At 34.3% G+C, this 16,396-nt stretch carries 16 protein-coding genes; 10 read left to right on the plus strand and 6 right to left on the minus strand.

All coding sequences use genetic code 11. The features are described from left to right. Positions 1 to 49 precede the first annotated feature (49 nt). The 3 genes from HNQ90_RS04665 (at position 50) to HNQ90_RS04675 (ending at position 4,105) form a co-directional block, all read left to right on the plus strand. Entirely contained in the window at positions 50 to 1,000 is a 951-nt protein-coding gene (locus HNQ90_RS04665) for a tetratricopeptide repeat protein (protein WP_144115491.1), read from the plus strand. A gap of 228 nt (positions 1,001 to 1,228) precedes the next feature. Continuing rightward, on the plus strand, positions 1,229 to 2,584 hold the full coding sequence (locus HNQ90_RS04670) for a UDP-N-acetylmuramate--L-alanine ligase (protein WP_144115492.1): 1,356 nt from the start codon (positions 1,229 to 1,231) through the stop codon (positions 2,582 to 2,584). Between the two features lie 87 nt (positions 2,585 to 2,671). Beyond that, entirely contained in the window at positions 2,672 to 4,105 is a 1,434-nt protein-coding gene (locus HNQ90_RS04675) for a hypothetical protein (RefSeq protein ID WP_144115493.1), read from the plus strand. Here the strand turns inward: HNQ90_RS04675 and HNQ90_RS04680 are convergent. Beyond that, on the minus strand, positions 4,098 to 4,694 hold the full coding sequence (locus HNQ90_RS04680; protein WP_144115494.1) for an FMN-binding negative transcriptional regulator: 597 nt from the start codon (positions 4,692 to 4,694) through the stop codon (positions 4,098 to 4,100). The two genes, HNQ90_RS04675 and HNQ90_RS04680, sit on opposite strands and share 8 nt — an antisense overlap. A gap of 98 nt (positions 4,695 to 4,792) precedes the next feature. Between HNQ90_RS04680 and radC the strand changes: the two genes are divergently transcribed. From radC to HNQ90_RS04710, 6 genes are all read left to right on the plus strand, one after another. Next, positions 4,793 to 5,491, plus strand: a complete 699-nt coding sequence (gene radC, locus HNQ90_RS04685; RefSeq protein WP_144115495.1) for a RadC family protein — start codon at positions 4,793 to 4,795, stop codon at positions 5,489 to 5,491. Between the two features lie 64 nt (positions 5,492 to 5,555). Then, complete coding sequence (locus tag HNQ90_RS04690; RefSeq protein ID WP_144115496.1) at positions 5,556 to 6,857, plus strand: polysaccharide deacetylase family protein; 1,302 nt, start codon at positions 5,556 to 5,558, stop codon at positions 6,855 to 6,857. After that, positions 6,847 to 7,536 carry a YjjG family noncanonical pyrimidine nucleotidase gene (locus HNQ90_RS04695; RefSeq protein WP_144115497.1) on the plus strand — a complete coding sequence of 230 codons (690 nt, stop codon included), beginning with the start codon at positions 6,847 to 6,849 and terminating at the stop codon, positions 7,534 to 7,536. The genes HNQ90_RS04690 and HNQ90_RS04695 overlap by 11 nt, the downstream gene beginning before the upstream one ends. Before the next feature lie 32 nt (positions 7,537 to 7,568). Beyond that, a complete protein-coding gene (locus HNQ90_RS04700; protein WP_144115498.1) occupies positions 7,569 to 8,126 on the plus strand; it encodes a hypothetical protein in 558 nt (185 codons plus the stop codon). A 2-nt stretch (positions 8,127 to 8,128) separates the two neighbouring features. Continuing rightward, positions 8,129 to 9,526 carry a DUF5723 family protein gene (locus HNQ90_RS04705; RefSeq protein WP_144115499.1) on the plus strand — a complete coding sequence of 466 codons (1,398 nt, stop codon included), beginning with the start codon at positions 8,129 to 8,131 and terminating at the stop codon, positions 9,524 to 9,526. After that, positions 9,523 to 10,374 (plus strand): hypothetical protein, encoded by an 852-nt coding sequence (locus HNQ90_RS04710; RefSeq protein ID WP_144115500.1) that lies wholly within the window; start codon positions 9,523 to 9,525, stop codon positions 10,372 to 10,374. The genes HNQ90_RS04705 and HNQ90_RS04710 overlap by 4 nt, the downstream gene beginning before the upstream one ends. A gap of 155 nt (positions 10,375 to 10,529) precedes the next feature. Here the strand turns inward: HNQ90_RS04710 and HNQ90_RS04715 are convergent, their stop codons facing one another. After that, a complete protein-coding gene (locus tag HNQ90_RS04715; protein ID WP_144115501.1) occupies positions 10,530 to 11,813 on the minus strand; it encodes a replication-associated recombination protein A in 1,284 nt (427 codons plus the stop codon). A 260-nt stretch (positions 11,814 to 12,073) separates the two neighbouring features. Here HNQ90_RS04715 and HNQ90_RS04720 point away from each other — a divergent pair, with 260 nt between their 5' ends. Continuing rightward, on the plus strand, positions 12,074 to 12,814 hold the full coding sequence (locus HNQ90_RS04720) for a rhomboid family intramembrane serine protease (RefSeq protein ID WP_144115502.1): 741 nt from the start codon (positions 12,074 to 12,076) through the stop codon (positions 12,812 to 12,814). Between the two features lie 67 nt (positions 12,815 to 12,881). On the opposite strand, the gene rlmB is transcribed toward HNQ90_RS04720, so the two are convergent. The 4 genes from rlmB to HNQ90_RS04740 form a co-directional block, all read right to left on the minus strand. Continuing rightward, positions 12,882 to 13,622 carry a 23S rRNA (guanosine(2251)-2'-O)-methyltransferase RlmB gene (gene rlmB / locus HNQ90_RS04725; RefSeq protein WP_144115503.1) on the minus strand — a complete coding sequence of 247 codons (741 nt, stop codon included), beginning with the start codon at positions 13,620 to 13,622 and terminating at the stop codon, positions 12,882 to 12,884. Positions 13,623 to 13,673: 51 nt separating this feature from the next. Then, on the minus strand, positions 13,674 to 15,122 hold the full coding sequence (locus tag HNQ90_RS04730; RefSeq protein WP_144115504.1) for an aryl-sulfate sulfotransferase: 1,449 nt from the start codon (positions 15,120 to 15,122) through the stop codon (positions 13,674 to 13,676). Positions 15,123 to 15,203: 81 nt separating this feature from the next. Further along, on the minus strand, positions 15,204 to 15,704 hold the full coding sequence (locus HNQ90_RS04735) for a lipid-binding protein (RefSeq protein WP_144115505.1): 501 nt from the start codon (positions 15,702 to 15,704) through the stop codon (positions 15,204 to 15,206). A 20-nt stretch (positions 15,705 to 15,724) separates the two neighbouring features. Then, entirely contained in the window at positions 15,725 to 16,393 is a 669-nt protein-coding gene (locus HNQ90_RS04740) for an immunoglobulin-like domain-containing protein (RefSeq protein WP_172625822.1), read from the minus strand. Positions 16,394 to 16,396 lie beyond the last annotated feature (3 nt).

The following is a 16,396-nucleotide window of genomic DNA, read 5'->3' on the forward strand; positions in this document are numbered from 1 at the left end:
TGCAAACAAAAACTAGAAAGCTTATTTTTGTGTTTCTATTAAAATTATTATGAGAAAATTACTGTTTCTTTTAGTGCTTCCTATGGTGTGTTTCTCTCAAGGTAAACTTGAAGAAATCTCCAATTTCATCAAGGAAAAGCAGTTTGAAAAAGCAGAATATCAACTTAAAGAGTACCTCAAATCACATCCCGATAATTTAAATGCTACCGAGCTTTTGGGCGATGCCTATGGCCATCAAAAAAAGTGGGATCAGGCCATAGTCGAATACAAAAAACTGGTAGAGCTTGAACCCAAAACAGCCAATTATCATTACAAATACGGTGGTGTTTTAGGTATGAAAGCCTTACAGAATAAGCTAAAAGCCATAGGTTTAATTGGCGATATAAAAACCGCATTTACAACGGCGGCCGAATTAGATAAAAACCACATAGAAACCCGTTGGGCCTTAGTGGAACTGTATATGCAGTTACCCGGAATTTTTGGCGGCAGCAAGAGCAAATCCTTACACTATGCCCAAGAACTAGAAAATCTATCGAAGGTAGATGGTTACTTGGCAAAAGGCTATGTTTACGAATATGATAACGAACCAGATTTAGCCGAAAAATATTATAAAATGGCCATTCAAACAGGAGGTTCGCTAACCTGTTTTAACAAGTTAACTACGCTTTACGAAAAGGAAAAACAACCCGAAAAAGCCATAAAAACCATAGAGGAAGCGCAGCAAAAACACCAGCGTAATGCCTTACATTATCAAATAGGCAAGGTGGCTGCCGAGTATAATATCGAGCTTCAAAAAGGCGAGCAATGTTTACAAACTTATATCAAGAATTATTCCGAGTCCGATGGCGTTCCAAAAGCGTGGGCGCACTACCGTTTGGCACAAATAAACGTGCATAAAAACAACAAGGAAACAGCCTTAAAACACATCGATATGGCTCTAGCGCAACTGCCAAAAATTAAACCTTTTAAGGACCAAAAACAGAAAATTTTAAATTTGTAATAATTGGGCGCTACCCCAAGGGTCGGGCTTTTCGCTACAAGTCCTCGCACCTCCTTTGTCGGGCTGTGGGCTATCCGCTGCAATCCCTAGCGCGGGCATACCTGCTAATTTAGGTTTATTAATAAAAAATCTTTGCATTTTTACGCGTTTACGGTACATTTTTTTAACACCAATCAACTAATCCATAAATAATTTGGAAATTGATTTTTCTAGTTTGATATTTGTTTCATGAACGTACATTTTATAGCCATTGGCGGAGCAGCAATGCATAATTTAGCACTTGCTTTACATAATAAAGGATATCACGTAACCGGAAGTGACGACACTATATTCGATCCGTCTAAATCAAGATTACAAGCCAAAGGCTTATTGCCCGAAACATTTGGTTGGTTTCCAGAAAAAATAACAGCCAATTTAGACGCTATAGTTTTAGGTATGCACGCAAAAGCCGATAATCCTGAGTTGCTAAAAGCTCAAGAATTAGGACTAAAAATTTACAGTTACCCAGAGTTTTTGTACGAGCAATCCAAACATAAAACCCGTGTTGTTATTGGCGGAAGTCATGGTAAAACAACCATAACATCAATGATTTTGCATGTTATGCATTATCATGATAAAGAAGTCGATTATATGGTTGGCGCACAATTAGAAGGTTTCGATGTTATGGTAAAACTTACCGAACACAACGATTTTATAGTACTAGAAGGCGACGAGTATTTAAGTTCGCCTATAGACCGCCGACCAAAATTTCATTTATACAAACCCAATATAGCCTTGTTAAGCGGTATTGCTTGGGATCATATTAATGTATTTCCTACCTACCAAAACTACGTAGAGCAGTTTAGTATTTTTGTAGATTCTATTGTAAGTGGCGGAAGCATTAATTACAACGATGAAGATCCAGAAGTAAAACGCGTTGTTGAAGCTAGCGAAAACACCATAAGAAAAATAGCCTACCAAACGCCCGATTATACCGTTAGCAACGGACAAACACTTCTGGAAACTCCCGAAGGCGAATTGCCAATAGAGGTTTTTGGTAAACACAATTTAAACAACCTTGCAGGTGCCAAATGGATTTGCCAGCACATGGGAATAGACGAGGACGATTTTTACGAAGCTATTTCTACGTTTAAAGGCGCAAGTAAACGTCTAGAAAAAATAGCAGAAAGTAAAACCAGTGTAGCCTTTAAAGATTTTGCACACTCACCAAGTAAGGTAGAAGCTACTACAAACGCGGTAAAAGAACAGTATAAAAACCGTACCGTTGTGGCCTGTTTAGAATTACATACCTACAGCAGTTTAAATGCCGAGTTTTTAAAAGAATATAAAGGCGCACTTGATGCTGCCGATGTTGCGGTGGTATTCTATTCGCCACATGCCGTAGAAATTAAAAAGCTTGAAGCAGTAACGCACCAGCAAATAGCAAATGCGTTTCAGCGCGACGATTTAATTATTTATACCAATCCAGACGATTTTAAAGACTTTTTATTCAAACAAAACTTTGATAATAAGGCGTTATTGTTAATGAGTTCTGGTAATTATGGTGGATTGGATTTTGATGCTGTTAAGGGGTTGGTTGGGTAATTAATTCCTGCGAAGGCAGGAATCTTTAATATTTTAGTTGTAACGTTTTACCAAGAAGTAATACTTATAGTTTATACACTTCAAGTAATGAAACTAAAAAGGCGTTTTTATAATTCTTCTATAAATTTTGATAAGTTATCTACAAAGCGCCTTGTCTTAGGTCTTGTTTTTGGCTTGGTTTCGGCATTAATTATTTATAGTTTCTTTTATGTTGTAAGAGAATCTTTTAGAGTAATGTCTCTTGGATATAATGATTATGGATTTTGGAGTTTCCAAGAACATCAATTCATTTTAACTAAAAAGGATAGAGGTTTTTATAATATGTTCTTTTCAGGGTTATCCCTTATTTTAGGTAATTCAATAGCAATACTTTTTATCCTTAGTAGACCTAATAAGGCCATAAAAAGATTTGATCTTAAAAGGAAAAGAGTATTGAATGATCAAATTTTTTTAAGCTTCAATTTTATTTATTGGTTTACTAAAATTGGTTTAGTTTTTGGGGTTTTTTCAATGTGTTGTATGGATTTTGAGTTTATACCATACTTTAAACCAATTGCATATCTTCTATTAGTTGTTTTGTATTTAGAAACATGGAAAAATTTAGCTCTTTTATTCAAGAGAAAAAAAATAAGAGTCTTACATTTTATTGTAATGTTTTGTTTTATGATAGGTTTGGCGCAAATAGACGTGGTTGACTACAAAGCAACAGATCAAGCTTCTCTGAAAAACAACCCGAAAATTGATTTTCCTGAATCAGATTTTTATGATAATGATGATTTTATTAGAAGGGTAGATTTAGAAATAGCACTTAAGTTAAAGTTGAGTGAAACGAATAACTTAGAAATTTATACTCCTTACCGAGAAAAAATAGAACTAGAAGAGGTTTTAAACTACATTTTAGCAGAAAAGCAATCAAAAAGAGAAGAACTGATGCCTTTTTTAAGTTTACGAGTTTTATCAGACGAAAATATAAATGTAAGCTTTATTAAAATGTTAGAAGCAGAAGCCTATTCTGCAGGAATTTATAGAGTATATTATGAGGTTTATAATAAAAATTTTTATGAAACTTATTTTGAAAGTGTTGCCTTGACAAGAAAACTAAATAAATCAATATTACAATTTAAAAACAAGACTATAAAAAAGGATACTTCAAGCCTGATTTCAACTTCATTTCGATTATTACCTCCCGAACAAGATTATGCATCCTACGATACAATTAAGGTTTCTATTCAGCAAGAATTAAGGTTTAATAATAAAGTAGTTTCAAAAGAAACTATGGTAAATGAATTTAAGTCTAATTTTGATTCTCATACATTGTTTTTGTACGAAATTAATAGCAAGACAACATATCAAGATTATATTAATGTATTATCAGCTCATAATAATGCAGTAAATAGACTTATACTACAAGAGCAAACTATTTTTAAAGAAAGTAGATATAATTACACTAAGGCGTATTACGATGAGCAGTTAAGATTAAAAAGCAAATATCCTATTAATATTATAGAAATACTTAATTAAAACACTTCTCCAAAAAGGCCTCAACACTTTCTTTGTTAGCTCTTACCAATTCCGCTTTAGCGTTATCAATATCTTCAGGCTTTTTATCTTGCGAGAGTTTAAATTTACCTTCCCACGAATCAATAGAAATTTCAAACATTTCAATATAATTAAGATAGGTATTCATGCTTTTATTATCGGGCTCTAAAACGTATTTATGGTCTGGTGCTTCAAGAAATTCGGTCATTGTAATTAACGACTGCTTTAAAGCATCTTTGCTTTCAATAGCTTTCACTTTGCCCTTTAAATGTACTTTAATGTAATTCCAGGTTGGTAATTGTTTGGTGGAATAAATACTTGGCGAGATGTAGCATTGCGGACCAGAAAAAATAATAGTAATGTCGTTATTGTTTTTTAAAAGTTCCGCTTGCGGGTTGTTAATATCAATATGGCCAATAAGTTTACCGCTTTCATTGTAAATTAAAGGCAAATGTGTAATATATGGCACATTATCTTTAACCGAAATTAAGGTGGCTAAAGGGTAGGTTTTAATCACTTCAATAAGGTGGGTAATAGTATTATCTTGATGATGTTTAGGAGGATAGCTCAATGCTTTTGTTGTTTTGTTAGACCTTAAAATAAAGGAATCTCATTATTTTTGTTAATAATTCTATTGCTTCTGAAATTTACAATATTTATCTTTAACGAATGCAAGAAAAATCATCGTCATTTTCTATAAAAAACTGGAGTCAGGACGATCAGCCACGTGAAAAGTTATTATACAAAGGAAAGGCGGCCTTAAGTGATGCCGAACTTGTAGCCATTTTGATTGGTTCTGGAAACCGACAAGAAAGTGCTGTCGATTTATGTAAACGCATCCTTGCAAGCACCGATAATAATTTAAGTGCCTTAGGAAAACTATCCATTAAACAACTTACCGAATTTAAAGGAATAGGTGAAGCCAAAGCCATAACTATAATTGCTGCTTTAGAGTTAGGACGCCGAAGAAGAGGTGAAGAAGCCTTAGAAAAAAAGAAAATTACATCTAGCTCTTCGGTTTTTGAATTGATGCAACCTGTAATTGGCGAGCTCCAGCATGAAGAGTTCTGGATAATATATTTAAACAATTCTAATAAAGTAATTCGTAAAAACCAACTTAGTAAAGGCGGTATAACAGGTACTTTAGTGGATGTGCGCTTAGTATTAAAAAACGCGTTAGAGGTAGGAGCTGTAGGCTTAATTTTAGCACACAACCATCCATCGGGCGGCTTAAAACCTAGTGAGGCCGATAAACAAATTACCAATAAGTTAAAAACAGCTGCACAAAGTTTAGATATTAAAGTTCTAGACCACCTAATTATAACAGAAAAAGCATACTTTAGTTTCGCCGATGAATCACTGCTATGAACAAAGACAGAAGACCGATGACAGCAGACCGCTTACTGAACACTGAATACTGCAAACTGAAATTATGTTATTAGTTTATACCCATAAAATATCGCCTCGACTCAAATATGTTTTTAAGCATATTTGTACACGAGTTTTAGGCATTGAAGTTAGTTTTACAACTAAAATTGAAACGTTTATTGCCCACGATAGCTTGAAAATGTCCTATACGAAACAGCAATTGGGTAACGAGTTTTATATTAAAAGTCACGATATTTTATTCGAGCAAGGGTTAAATGATATTGATATCCATATCCATACCTGGGAGCATACAAAATGCTTTTTCTACTTAGGCGAAAAAAGCAGTATTCCTTTTGATGTGTTTTCGGCTTCTTTTTATTTATTATCTAGATACGAAGAGTATTTACCGCATGTAAAAGATGAATACGGACGTTTTACAGCCACCGAAAGTTTAGCGTTTCAAGAAGGTTTTTTGCATCAACCAGTAGTCGATATTTGGGCCTATAAATTTAGAGATGCTTTAAAAAAGCAATTTCCAGATTTCGAATTTCCAACCAGGAGTTATCAAATAAAACCCGTTATAGATGTGCCCTCGGCGTATACTTATAAATTAAAGGGTATTATGAGAACATTGGGTGGCTCTCTTAAAGATTTAGCTAGGTTAAGGCTTAAAAGTTTGTACACTAGGTTTGCCGTAATTATGGGCTTTAAGCACGATCCTTTTGATACATTTAAGTACTTAATAAACCGACAAAAAAGCTCTTCGTTTTCCTTTCTTTTCTTTTTCTTGTTAGGCGATTACTCTACTTACGACAAAGGGATTAACCCAAACAAAAAACGATTTATATCGCTTATTAAACACGTTGGCGATTATTGCGACGTAGGACTAAAAATTTCCTATTTCGCTCTAGATGATGAAAGCCTTTTAAAGAAAGAAAAACTTAAAATGGAAGATATTTTAAACAGAAATTTAAAAGCATCTAGACAATCTTTTTCAAAACTTAATTTACCTGAAACTTATAGAAACCTTATTGCCTTAGAAATTAAGGAAGATTACACCATGGGTTATGTAAATCATTTAGGGTTTAGAGCCGGCTCTTGTACACCATTTTTGTTTTACGATTTAGATTACGAAGTACAAACACCTTTAAAAATTGTACCTTATCAACTTATGGATTTTACGTTGCTTAAGCAAAAATCTTTATTAGATAAAAAGAAGGTTTTAAACGAGCTTATTTATCAAATAAAACAAGTAGACGGTCAATTTGTGCCCATTTTTCATAATTATACGTTTAGCGATTATAAGCGCTGGGACGGGTTTAAAGAATTGTTTAATTTAATTTTAGATTCACCAAATGAAGCTTAAAGGAATAACAGATGTGTTTTTTGATTTAGACCATACACTTTGGGATTTTGACAAAAATTCGGCATTAACATTTGATAAAATTTTTAAAATCAATAACGTAAATATAGCTGTTAAAGATTTTTTGGAACATTACGAACCCATTAATTTAAACTATTGGAAACTGTACAGAGAAGAAAAAATACAAAAGGATACATTACGTTACGGGAGGTTAAACGACACCTTTGAGGCTGTTGGATTTAAGGTTGATACTGGTTTAATAAATAAATTGTCAGATGATTATATAACGCATTTATCAAGCTTTAATCATTTATTTGAAAACACCTTCGAGATCCTAGAATATTTAAGCTTAAATTATACGCTACATATAATAACTAATGGTTTCGATGAGGTTCAATATAAAAAAATGAGTCATTCCAAAATAAATCATTATTTTAAAACTATTACCAATTCGGAAATTGCCGGTGTAAAAAAACCTAACCCTAAAATATTTAATTATGCATTAAATTTGGCAAATACCAATGCTAGTAAAAGTGTGATGATAGGTGACAGTTATGAGGCCGATATTATGGGCGCAAAAAACATAGGAATGGATGTCGTGTTTTTTGATATCAATAATTTGGAGGTAGATAGTAAAATTAAGCAAATTGATAATTTAATACAATTAAAAAAATATCTATAATAGATTAAGTATTAGTTCGTTTTATAAAAAGCATGGAGGGAAAAATATATAAAATATATGGTTTAGTACTTAGTTTAGCGATGTGTTTCTGGTCGTGTACAGAAGAAATCGATTTAAACCAAGCTGAAGACTTAGAGCTATCGCCAGTTATTGAAAATAGTTTGCTTTTTTTTGAGGCTCCTGCAAGTGAGTTTTTCGAGGGAGGAACAGAGGTTAATGAGTCTTCTGATTTTATTGAAGTAGATATTTTTAAAAATAGTTTTAATAGAAGTCATCTTATTAAGGCAGAATTTGTATTCGAGGTTGTAAACTCTATTGACAGAAGTTATGAGCTGCAAATAGATTTTTTGGATGATTTAGATCAATTGGTACACACCTTTTCTTTTGAAGCATCGGCATCACCAGATAATTCGGAGATTTACACAAAATATACAGAGGTTTTTGAAGGTAACACCTTAAGAGCTTTAATGGTTACCGGAAAATTGAGTTTTACTATTACCATGCAACCTGGTGATGAGGTTAATGAAAATTCGCCTGGGCGAATAAATATGCAGTCTAAAAGTGTTTTTTATTTTAATATTAAAGACTAATTATGAAAGCAATTAGCCTGATATTAATACTTACAAGCGTTTTGTGTTTTAGCCAAAACAAACAGCTGTTGTATGGATTTTCAGAAATACCACAATCGCTTCTTTCTAACCCTGGAGGAAAAGTAACTAATACAGGTTATTTTGGAATTCCTTTTTTATCCCATTTTCATGTAAATGGAGGTTCGTCTGGAGCAACCGTTTACGATTTGTTTGCAGCTGATGGTGTCGACTTTAGTACAAAATTTAGGCGGGTTGTCTATGATGCCAAACCAGGTGATTTTTTTACCGCCAATCAACAACTAGAAATAGTTTCTGGTGGTTTTGCAATTGGGCCTAGTTACAATAAAAACCAATACTTAAGTTTTGGAGTGTATCAAGAATTCGATTTTATAACCTATTTCCCTAAAGACATTGCGGTTTTAGCCTTAGAAGGTAATCAAGCTAACATTGGGAGACGGTTTGATGTTAGTAGCGTTAGTGCCTCGGCTGAGGTAATTGCCGTGTGGCATGTAGGCTACAACAAAAAAGTAAATGATAAGTTTACCTACGGTGCAAGAGGTAAAATTTATTCTAGTATAATTAACGCAACCTCAAATAAAAACGAAGGTTACTTTACCACGGTTTTAGGAGGAAATAATTTTTATCAGCATATTTTTAATTTAGATACGGCGCTAAGAACTTCTGGTTATGCCTTAAATGGCGAAGACAATGCTTTTGAACCAAAAGATATTTTAACACGAACATTATTGGGAGGGAATTTAGGTCTTGGTTTCGACGTGGGGTTTACCTATAATTTAGATAATCAATGGACGTTCGATGCAAGTTTACAAGATGTTGGTTTTATTAGACACAGCAAAGAAGTAGAAAACTACGAAGTTAAAGGCGAATTGATTTTTGAAGGTGTAGATCCTATTTTTTTCGACACAAATGAAGGAGATACTGCAGATGAATTTTATAGTGAAATTGAAGACGAGTTTGAAGATTTATTTGATACCAACGAAAATAGTGATGCTTATACCACCTGGAGACCAATTAAATTTAATGCATCTTTAAATTATGCTTTTGGCAAAAAAAGATTAAAAGAGTGCAATTGTTTGGCAGGCGAACAACCTTATATGAACAGGGTAGGAGCCCAGTTATATGCTATAAAAAGACCTAAAAGCCCACAGTTAGCATTAACAGCATATTATTACCGAAGACTTTTTAATGGCTTAAGAATGAAGGCCACTTATACCTTAGATTCATATTCATTTAATAATATTGGTTTGGGAGTATCGGCCCATTTAGGAGGTGCTAATTTTTATGTGTTAGCTGATAATTTTTTACAATATCAAAATATTTACGATGCACAAAGTGTATCTTTACAATTAGGTTTTAACTATATATTTAATAATAAATGAAAATTAAATTTTTAACTTTTGCTATAACATGTCTTTTTGCAACAACTGTGTTTGCGCAGGCTAATATTAATAATTACAAATACGTTATTGTATCTAAAAAGTACGATTTTTTAAAGGAAAAGGATCAATACCAACTTAACTCCTTAACCAAATTTTTATTTGAAAAATATGGTTTTGAAGCTGTTATGGAAGGCTCTGATTATCCTGAGGAATTGAATCAAAATAGGTGTTTAGCATTATTTTCGGATGTTACAAAAGAACCAGGTATGTTTAAAACTAGGCTAGCTGTAACGTTTAAGGATTGTAATGATAAATTAGTTTATACTTCTGAAATGGGAGAGAGCAGAGAAAAAGAGTTTAAAACTGCCTATAATTTAGCGTTGCGTGATGCCTTTAAATCTATTGAAGCCTTAAATTACAAGTATGTACCAAACGAAAATTTGATTGTTAAAGCTGCACAACCCCAAGTAAAAACTGAAACTACCGAGCAAATACAGCATTTAAAAAAGGAAATAGAGTTATTAAAACAAGAAAAAGAGGCTAAAGTGGCAGCAGTAAGTGCTTCTAAAGCACCTGCTAAACCTAAAGTAGTGGCGCAAACGCCAGTTGAAGATGTTGCAGTAATACAAGGCGCATCGAACGTGTTATATGCGCAGGCTATTGATAATGGATTTCAGTTGGTTGATAGTTCGCCAAAAGTAGTATACCGTATAAAAAACACGAATTTAAAAGATGTGTATTTGGTTGAGGGTAGTAGCTCTATTGTGTATAAAAAAGGTAACGATTGGGTTATTGAGTACTATGCTGGTGCTAGTTTAGAGCAAGAAACTCTCAATATTAAATTCTAAAGTTTATTTTGAATACGCTGTTTGCGTTAGGGATTGAACGGTTTGTTTAAGCTCCCCGACCTAAGGAGGGAGCGAGTAGTGAAAGCCCGACCTTTTGCGATCCTGCAAGGGTTTTTACCTTGTAGGCATGAGTAAAAGGTAACGCCCTAAATATGTTAATAGTTGTATTTGTCTTTCCAACGTTGTTTTAAAAACTCTCTGTGTGCGTTTTCGCGAGCATTATTTCCGGGGTCGTAAAGTTTTTGGTTTTTAATTTCGTCTGGCAGAAATTCTTGTGGCGCAAAATTATTTTCGTAATTGTGTGCGTATTTATAATTGTCGCCATAACCGAGCTCTTTCATTAGTTTAGTGGGAGCGTTTCTAATTTCTATAGGCACGCTTAAATCGCCTGTTTGTTTAACCAATTGCTGCGCCATACCAATGGCCATGTACGAGGCATTACTTTTAGGCGAACATGCCAAATAAGTGGCGCACTGGCTTAAAATAATGCGGGCTTCGGGGTAGCCAATGGTAGTAACGGCCTGAAATGCGTTATTGGCAATTACAAGTGCCGTTGGGTTGGCGTTACCAATATCTTCGCTTGCCGAAATGAGTAAACGTCGTGCAATAAATTTTACATCTTCGCCACCTTCAATCATTCGAGCTAACCAATATACGGCGCCATTTGGGTCGCTACCACGGATGGATTTTATAAACGCCGAAATAATATCGTAATGCTGTTCGCCTGTTTTGTCGTAACGTACGGTGTTGTTTTGTATGTTTTCTAAAACAGCTTCGTCGGTTATAACAATATCGTTGGTGCTAAAGGAATTTACTAAAAGCTCGAAAATGTTTAGTAATTTTCTAGCATCGCCACCCGACAGCCTCAATAGGGCAGTGGTTTCCTTAAGGGTTATATTTTTTTTAGAAATATGTACATCGGTTTCGATAGCGCGTTTTAAAAGCGTTTCTAAATCGGTTTTATCGAAAGCATTTAAAATATAAACCTGACAGCGAGATAGCAGTGCCGATATAACCTCGAAACTCGGGTTCTCGGTAGTGGCACCAATTAGCGTAATCCAACCTTTTTCTACGGCCTGTAACAGCGAGTCTTGTTGTGATTTACTAAATCTATGGATCTCGTCAATAAACAAAATTGGATTTTTTGTGGTAAATAAACCACCACTTTGTTTGGCTTTATCAATAACCTCGCGAATATCTTTAACCCCAGAATTTATGGCGCTAAGCGTGTAAAATGGTCTGCCAGATTCGCTAGCAATAATGTTGGCTAAAGTTGTTTTTCCGGTTCCTGGAGGTCCCCAAAATATCATCGACGGAATTAAACCCTGTTTTATATGTTGCGATAATGCACCACCTTCGCCCACCAAATGTGCCTGACTTACGTAGTCTTTTAAGGTTTGTGGCCGCAAGCGTTCGGCTAAAGGAGCGTTGTCGTTCATAGTTACAAAATTAAAGTAAAATTTTCGTTTTATGCATTTACATGGCAATCGAAATGGTTTTCTTTTTAGTTTGGGCATGTCTTCAGTAAAAAAATCGAGGAGCGGGCTTGAGTTTATCCTGAGCGGAGTTGAAGGGTTACAAGTCCTCGCACCTACTACGTTGGGCTGTGGACTTTTTAAAGCAATCCCTCAAGTGGCGGCATAACTGCCAATTTAGCACGAAACCTAAAGTTGGATAACTATTTGCTAAATTTATGGTAATGAAAAATAAAGAACATTTTCAATTCTCTACGGGTGTAATTGCCTATCCTGTGTTTTTTGTACTTGCCATTTGGCTTGTATTTTGGTTTGAAGTCCGGTTTGGTTATAATTTTAGTAAATATGGGGTGTATCCACAAACTTTAAAAGGGTTACGAGGCGTTTTACTGAGTCCTTTTATTCATGGCGACATCAAACACATTTACCATAATACAGTGCCTTTATTTGTTTTATCTACAGCTTTGTTTTATTTCTATAGGCATATTGCTTGGAAAGTTCTTTTATGGGGTGTATTATTATCGGGTTTTCTTACTTGGTGTATTGGTAGGCCATCGTACCATATTGGTGCTAGCGGACTTATTTATGTTTTAGTAAGTTTTACTTTTTTTAAAGGTGTATTTGCTAAGCATTACCGCTTAATAGCCTTGTCGTTACTCGTTATATTTTTATACGGAAGTATGATTTGGTATACCTTACCCATCGAGCAAGGTATATCCTGGGAAGGGCATATGGCAGGTTTAATTACAGGCCTATTATTTGCTTTTATCTTCAGAAAAGAAATTGCAAAACCTAAAAAGTACATTTGGGAACAAGAACATTATAATGAAGAAGACGACCCTTTTTTACAACATTTCGATGAAAATGGAAATTTTATAGAATCCGTTGAGCCCGAAATAGAAGTAGAGGAGGAGCAACTTCATATAAATTATCACTTCAAAAAAGAAAACCCTGAAAATGATTAATGGGAAGTAGATTTAAAATCTATTACTACAATTTTGAAGAACCACTAGGATTGAAAACGGCGAGAGCTTACTTATTTAGTCGCTGTCTTACTACTTCGTATAAAAAAGCACCACAAGCTACAGACACGTTTAAAGATTCAATGTCTCCTAGTAAAGGTAGTTTCGCTTTAGAGTCTACAACTTTTAACGTAGAAGGGTTTATACCTCTGCCTTCCGATCCCATAATTATAGCACATGGCTCAACAAAGGATACATCGTATAAGGTGTCGTTGGTTTTCTCGGTAGCAGCTATAACTTTTACACCAGATGCTTGCATGTAAAAAACAGCATCTTTTATGTGGTCTACTTTACAAATAGGAATTTTAAATACAGCACCAGCACTCGTTTTTATGGTATCGCCATTAACGGGAGCACTACCATTTTTTTGAATTATAATACCGTTAACACCCGTACATTCTGCAGTTCTGATAATAGCGCCAAAATTACGCACATCACTTAGCTGGTCTAGTAAAAGAAAAAGTGGAGTTTTACCAGATTCCATAACACTCATAACTAAGGTTTCCATGTCGTGAAACTCAATAGGGGATATTTGTGCAACCGCACCTTGATGGTTGTTTTTGGTTAACCTATTCAGTTTTTCAACAGGAACATACGATTTGTTTATCGACTTTTTATTTAATAAAGATTCTAGCTCACCAAATAGCTCGCCTCTTTCTCCTTTTTGAAGAAATACTTTATCGATAGTTTCACCTGCATTTACGGCCTCTATTATGGCACGTATTCCGAATATTTGTGTTTGGTTTTCCATTGGGGTAAAGGTATAAAAAAACCAGCTTAAACAGGATAGTTTTAATTTTGATTATTTACAATTTGTCATAGAAGGGTTTTGTTCTATCGGATTGCCAGTAATTAATTCCCTGTTTTTAAAAGCAGGATAATCTTTACTATACTTAAATGCTCTAAATACGGCATTATCAAGTGGTTGGTCGCCCTGAGATAAAATACCCGTTCCGGAATCGGGATTAATATATTCCCATATTTTTTGATTTTTATCATTTATTTCAAAAAAACGTCCCATTTGTCCTTCGCAAATAAGAGTATTACCATTTGGTAAGCGTTGAGCACCAGAAATAATTTCGGAAAAGAAGTTACCAATATCGTTGTATTCCCATTCTGGTTTAATTGGATCAAATGGCTTATTGGATGTAATTATATACTGGCCTTGACTATTCTTTATTGGGTTTATTATGTTAACGCTTGAAAAATCTCCAGTAGGTCTATCTAACCCATTATTAAAAATTAAGATTTTACCACCATCATTGTATTCATTGGGTATCCAATGAGGATAATGTTGGCCGTACAATGTTCTATCATTTTCGTTACCCAACTTATAGGCCATTGGATTACCCCATCTATAGAGGATATCTCCTCCTTTGCCTTTTTTTCCACCTGTATGTGAGGTAGATTGTGCAGTTGTTGTGGAATGGTCGATAATCATAATTTCGCTTGTGCCTTGGAAGCTTATAATGATTTCATCTAGTTCTTCGTTATATTGTATAGAATTGGCATGTAGCCAATCTGCTTTGTCTCCGGATCTACCTACAAAATTTATATCCATGAGTTGAGGGTTTTCATTAATTACACCGTAGTTATCTTTAGTGATATCAAAGTCTTGTATTAAATGATCCCAAATATTCCATTCCCAAACGATATTAGCGTTGTTATTTCCAATCGGTTCTATTTCAATTATTTTTTCGGTGTATAGTAGATCAGTAGCCATCGTATCAGGATTTCTTCCTTTTTGAATAGCTTCTGTTTTTGTGATTGATTCAGCTATTAGTAATAGAATGTTTCCATTTTTTAAAGGAACGGCATCATGGTGTTGACTAAAAGTTTCTGAAGTATGCATATAACTCCATAGTAAATTATTACGCCAGTCAAATCGTTCAATTACTCCACCAATGCCCCCAATTTGAATATTTGGATTAAGTATTTCTCTAGCCCTTAATATTGATCCATCTTCTAATAGGAATACTGATTTTCCAGAATTATAATTACTTACCCATTGGTTAATTACTTCTCCGCAGTTATTTATTAAATAGGTTTTTTTCGATTTTGAAGGTGTAAATAAAGTATATCCGTCATAGACTTTGGGTTTAAATTCAATTAATCCAACTGTGTTTTGTTCTGGGATAATAACAACAGGTTCTTCAGGTTCTGGAGGCAATATTGTAATATTATTATCCTCACTACATGAGAGTAATGTTATAAATATTAAAATTATATTTAAGTAATTACTTTGTTTCATTTGAATTTAATTGATATGAAATTAAAGAATAAAGCCATCTCAATTGAGATGGCTTTATAAATATTAAAATGTAAGAACTATTTAGTGCTCATCTTCAGCAAATCCAGTTCTTTTGTAACCTTTAATAGTATATGTGGTACCGGCATCATCTGAGAATTCAGCATCAAAAGATATTCCGTCACTCATATTACCTCCTGAAGTTTCAGTGTCTCCTTTGGTAATAGTTCCATTTGTAATAGTTACATTAACATCGTAATCGTCTACACTACTTTCTAAATCAGAACCAGAAAAAGTTAAAGCAGAAACATTTACGGGTGTTTTTACTTTAAAATCCCAAATGTGATGATGATCATCCACCCAAATTTCTGATTGGTTGTTAGCAGCGGTGTTGTAGGTAGACATTAATTGGTAGTCTAGTACTAGATTATCACCTACAAAAGTTTGTACGTACCAATCTCCTGCCATCGCTTCAGTTTTAGTTCCTCCAGCATCAGCATCTTCTGTTTCATCACATGAAACAAGAGAAGACACGAAGAATAAACTAAGTATTGAAATTACTATATATTTATTTATTGTTTTCATATTTATTAATATTTATAAAATTAAGGTGTAGTTTTAACAAGTTCCACTGGGAAACCAAAATCATAATCGGTAAGGGTAGCAATCCAGTTCATTGTTCTTTGATCGGCAGAAATAGTTCCTGCGCTCATTGCTATTGGTCCAAAACCTATTACACTACCAGTTGAAGTAACTGTGTTAGAGCCAAAATCTACCATAATCACTGCATCTGCTCCATAAGCAGCTCCATAATTATTTAAACTTCTCTCATAATAACCACCTAAAAGATCTGTACAATCAAAATTGCCATCAGTTCTAGTTGATACTAGTACAGGACTTGGTACCCTTCCAGGGCCAACTCTTCTACCCATATACACTCCTGCTATAGTTCCATTGTTTTCATAAACAATAACAGTACGTGATGCAGAAGCTAAAAAACCATCTGCGTTTTCAGTAGAATATGATACTGTGTAAAATCCAGGAGTATTTACGTCTATATCACTTTCAGTGTCGAAACCAACCGCCGCTCCAGCTACTGAGGCGTTTGCTCCGGGATCATTAAATGGTTGTCCTAATTCAGAATAAACAATGGCATCACCATTAATACTAAGTTCCGGAAATACTGTTACTGTAGAAACATCTCCAGTTGAGTCTACACTACAGGACAAAAATGTTCCTGTAATAACTAAAATTACTATAATAAATTTTTTCATCTT

It is taken from the genome of Algibacter amylolyticus (assembly GCF_014202225.1).
Lineage (GTDB): Bacteria > Bacteroidota > Bacteroidia > Flavobacteriales > Flavobacteriaceae > Algibacter_B > Algibacter_B amylolyticus.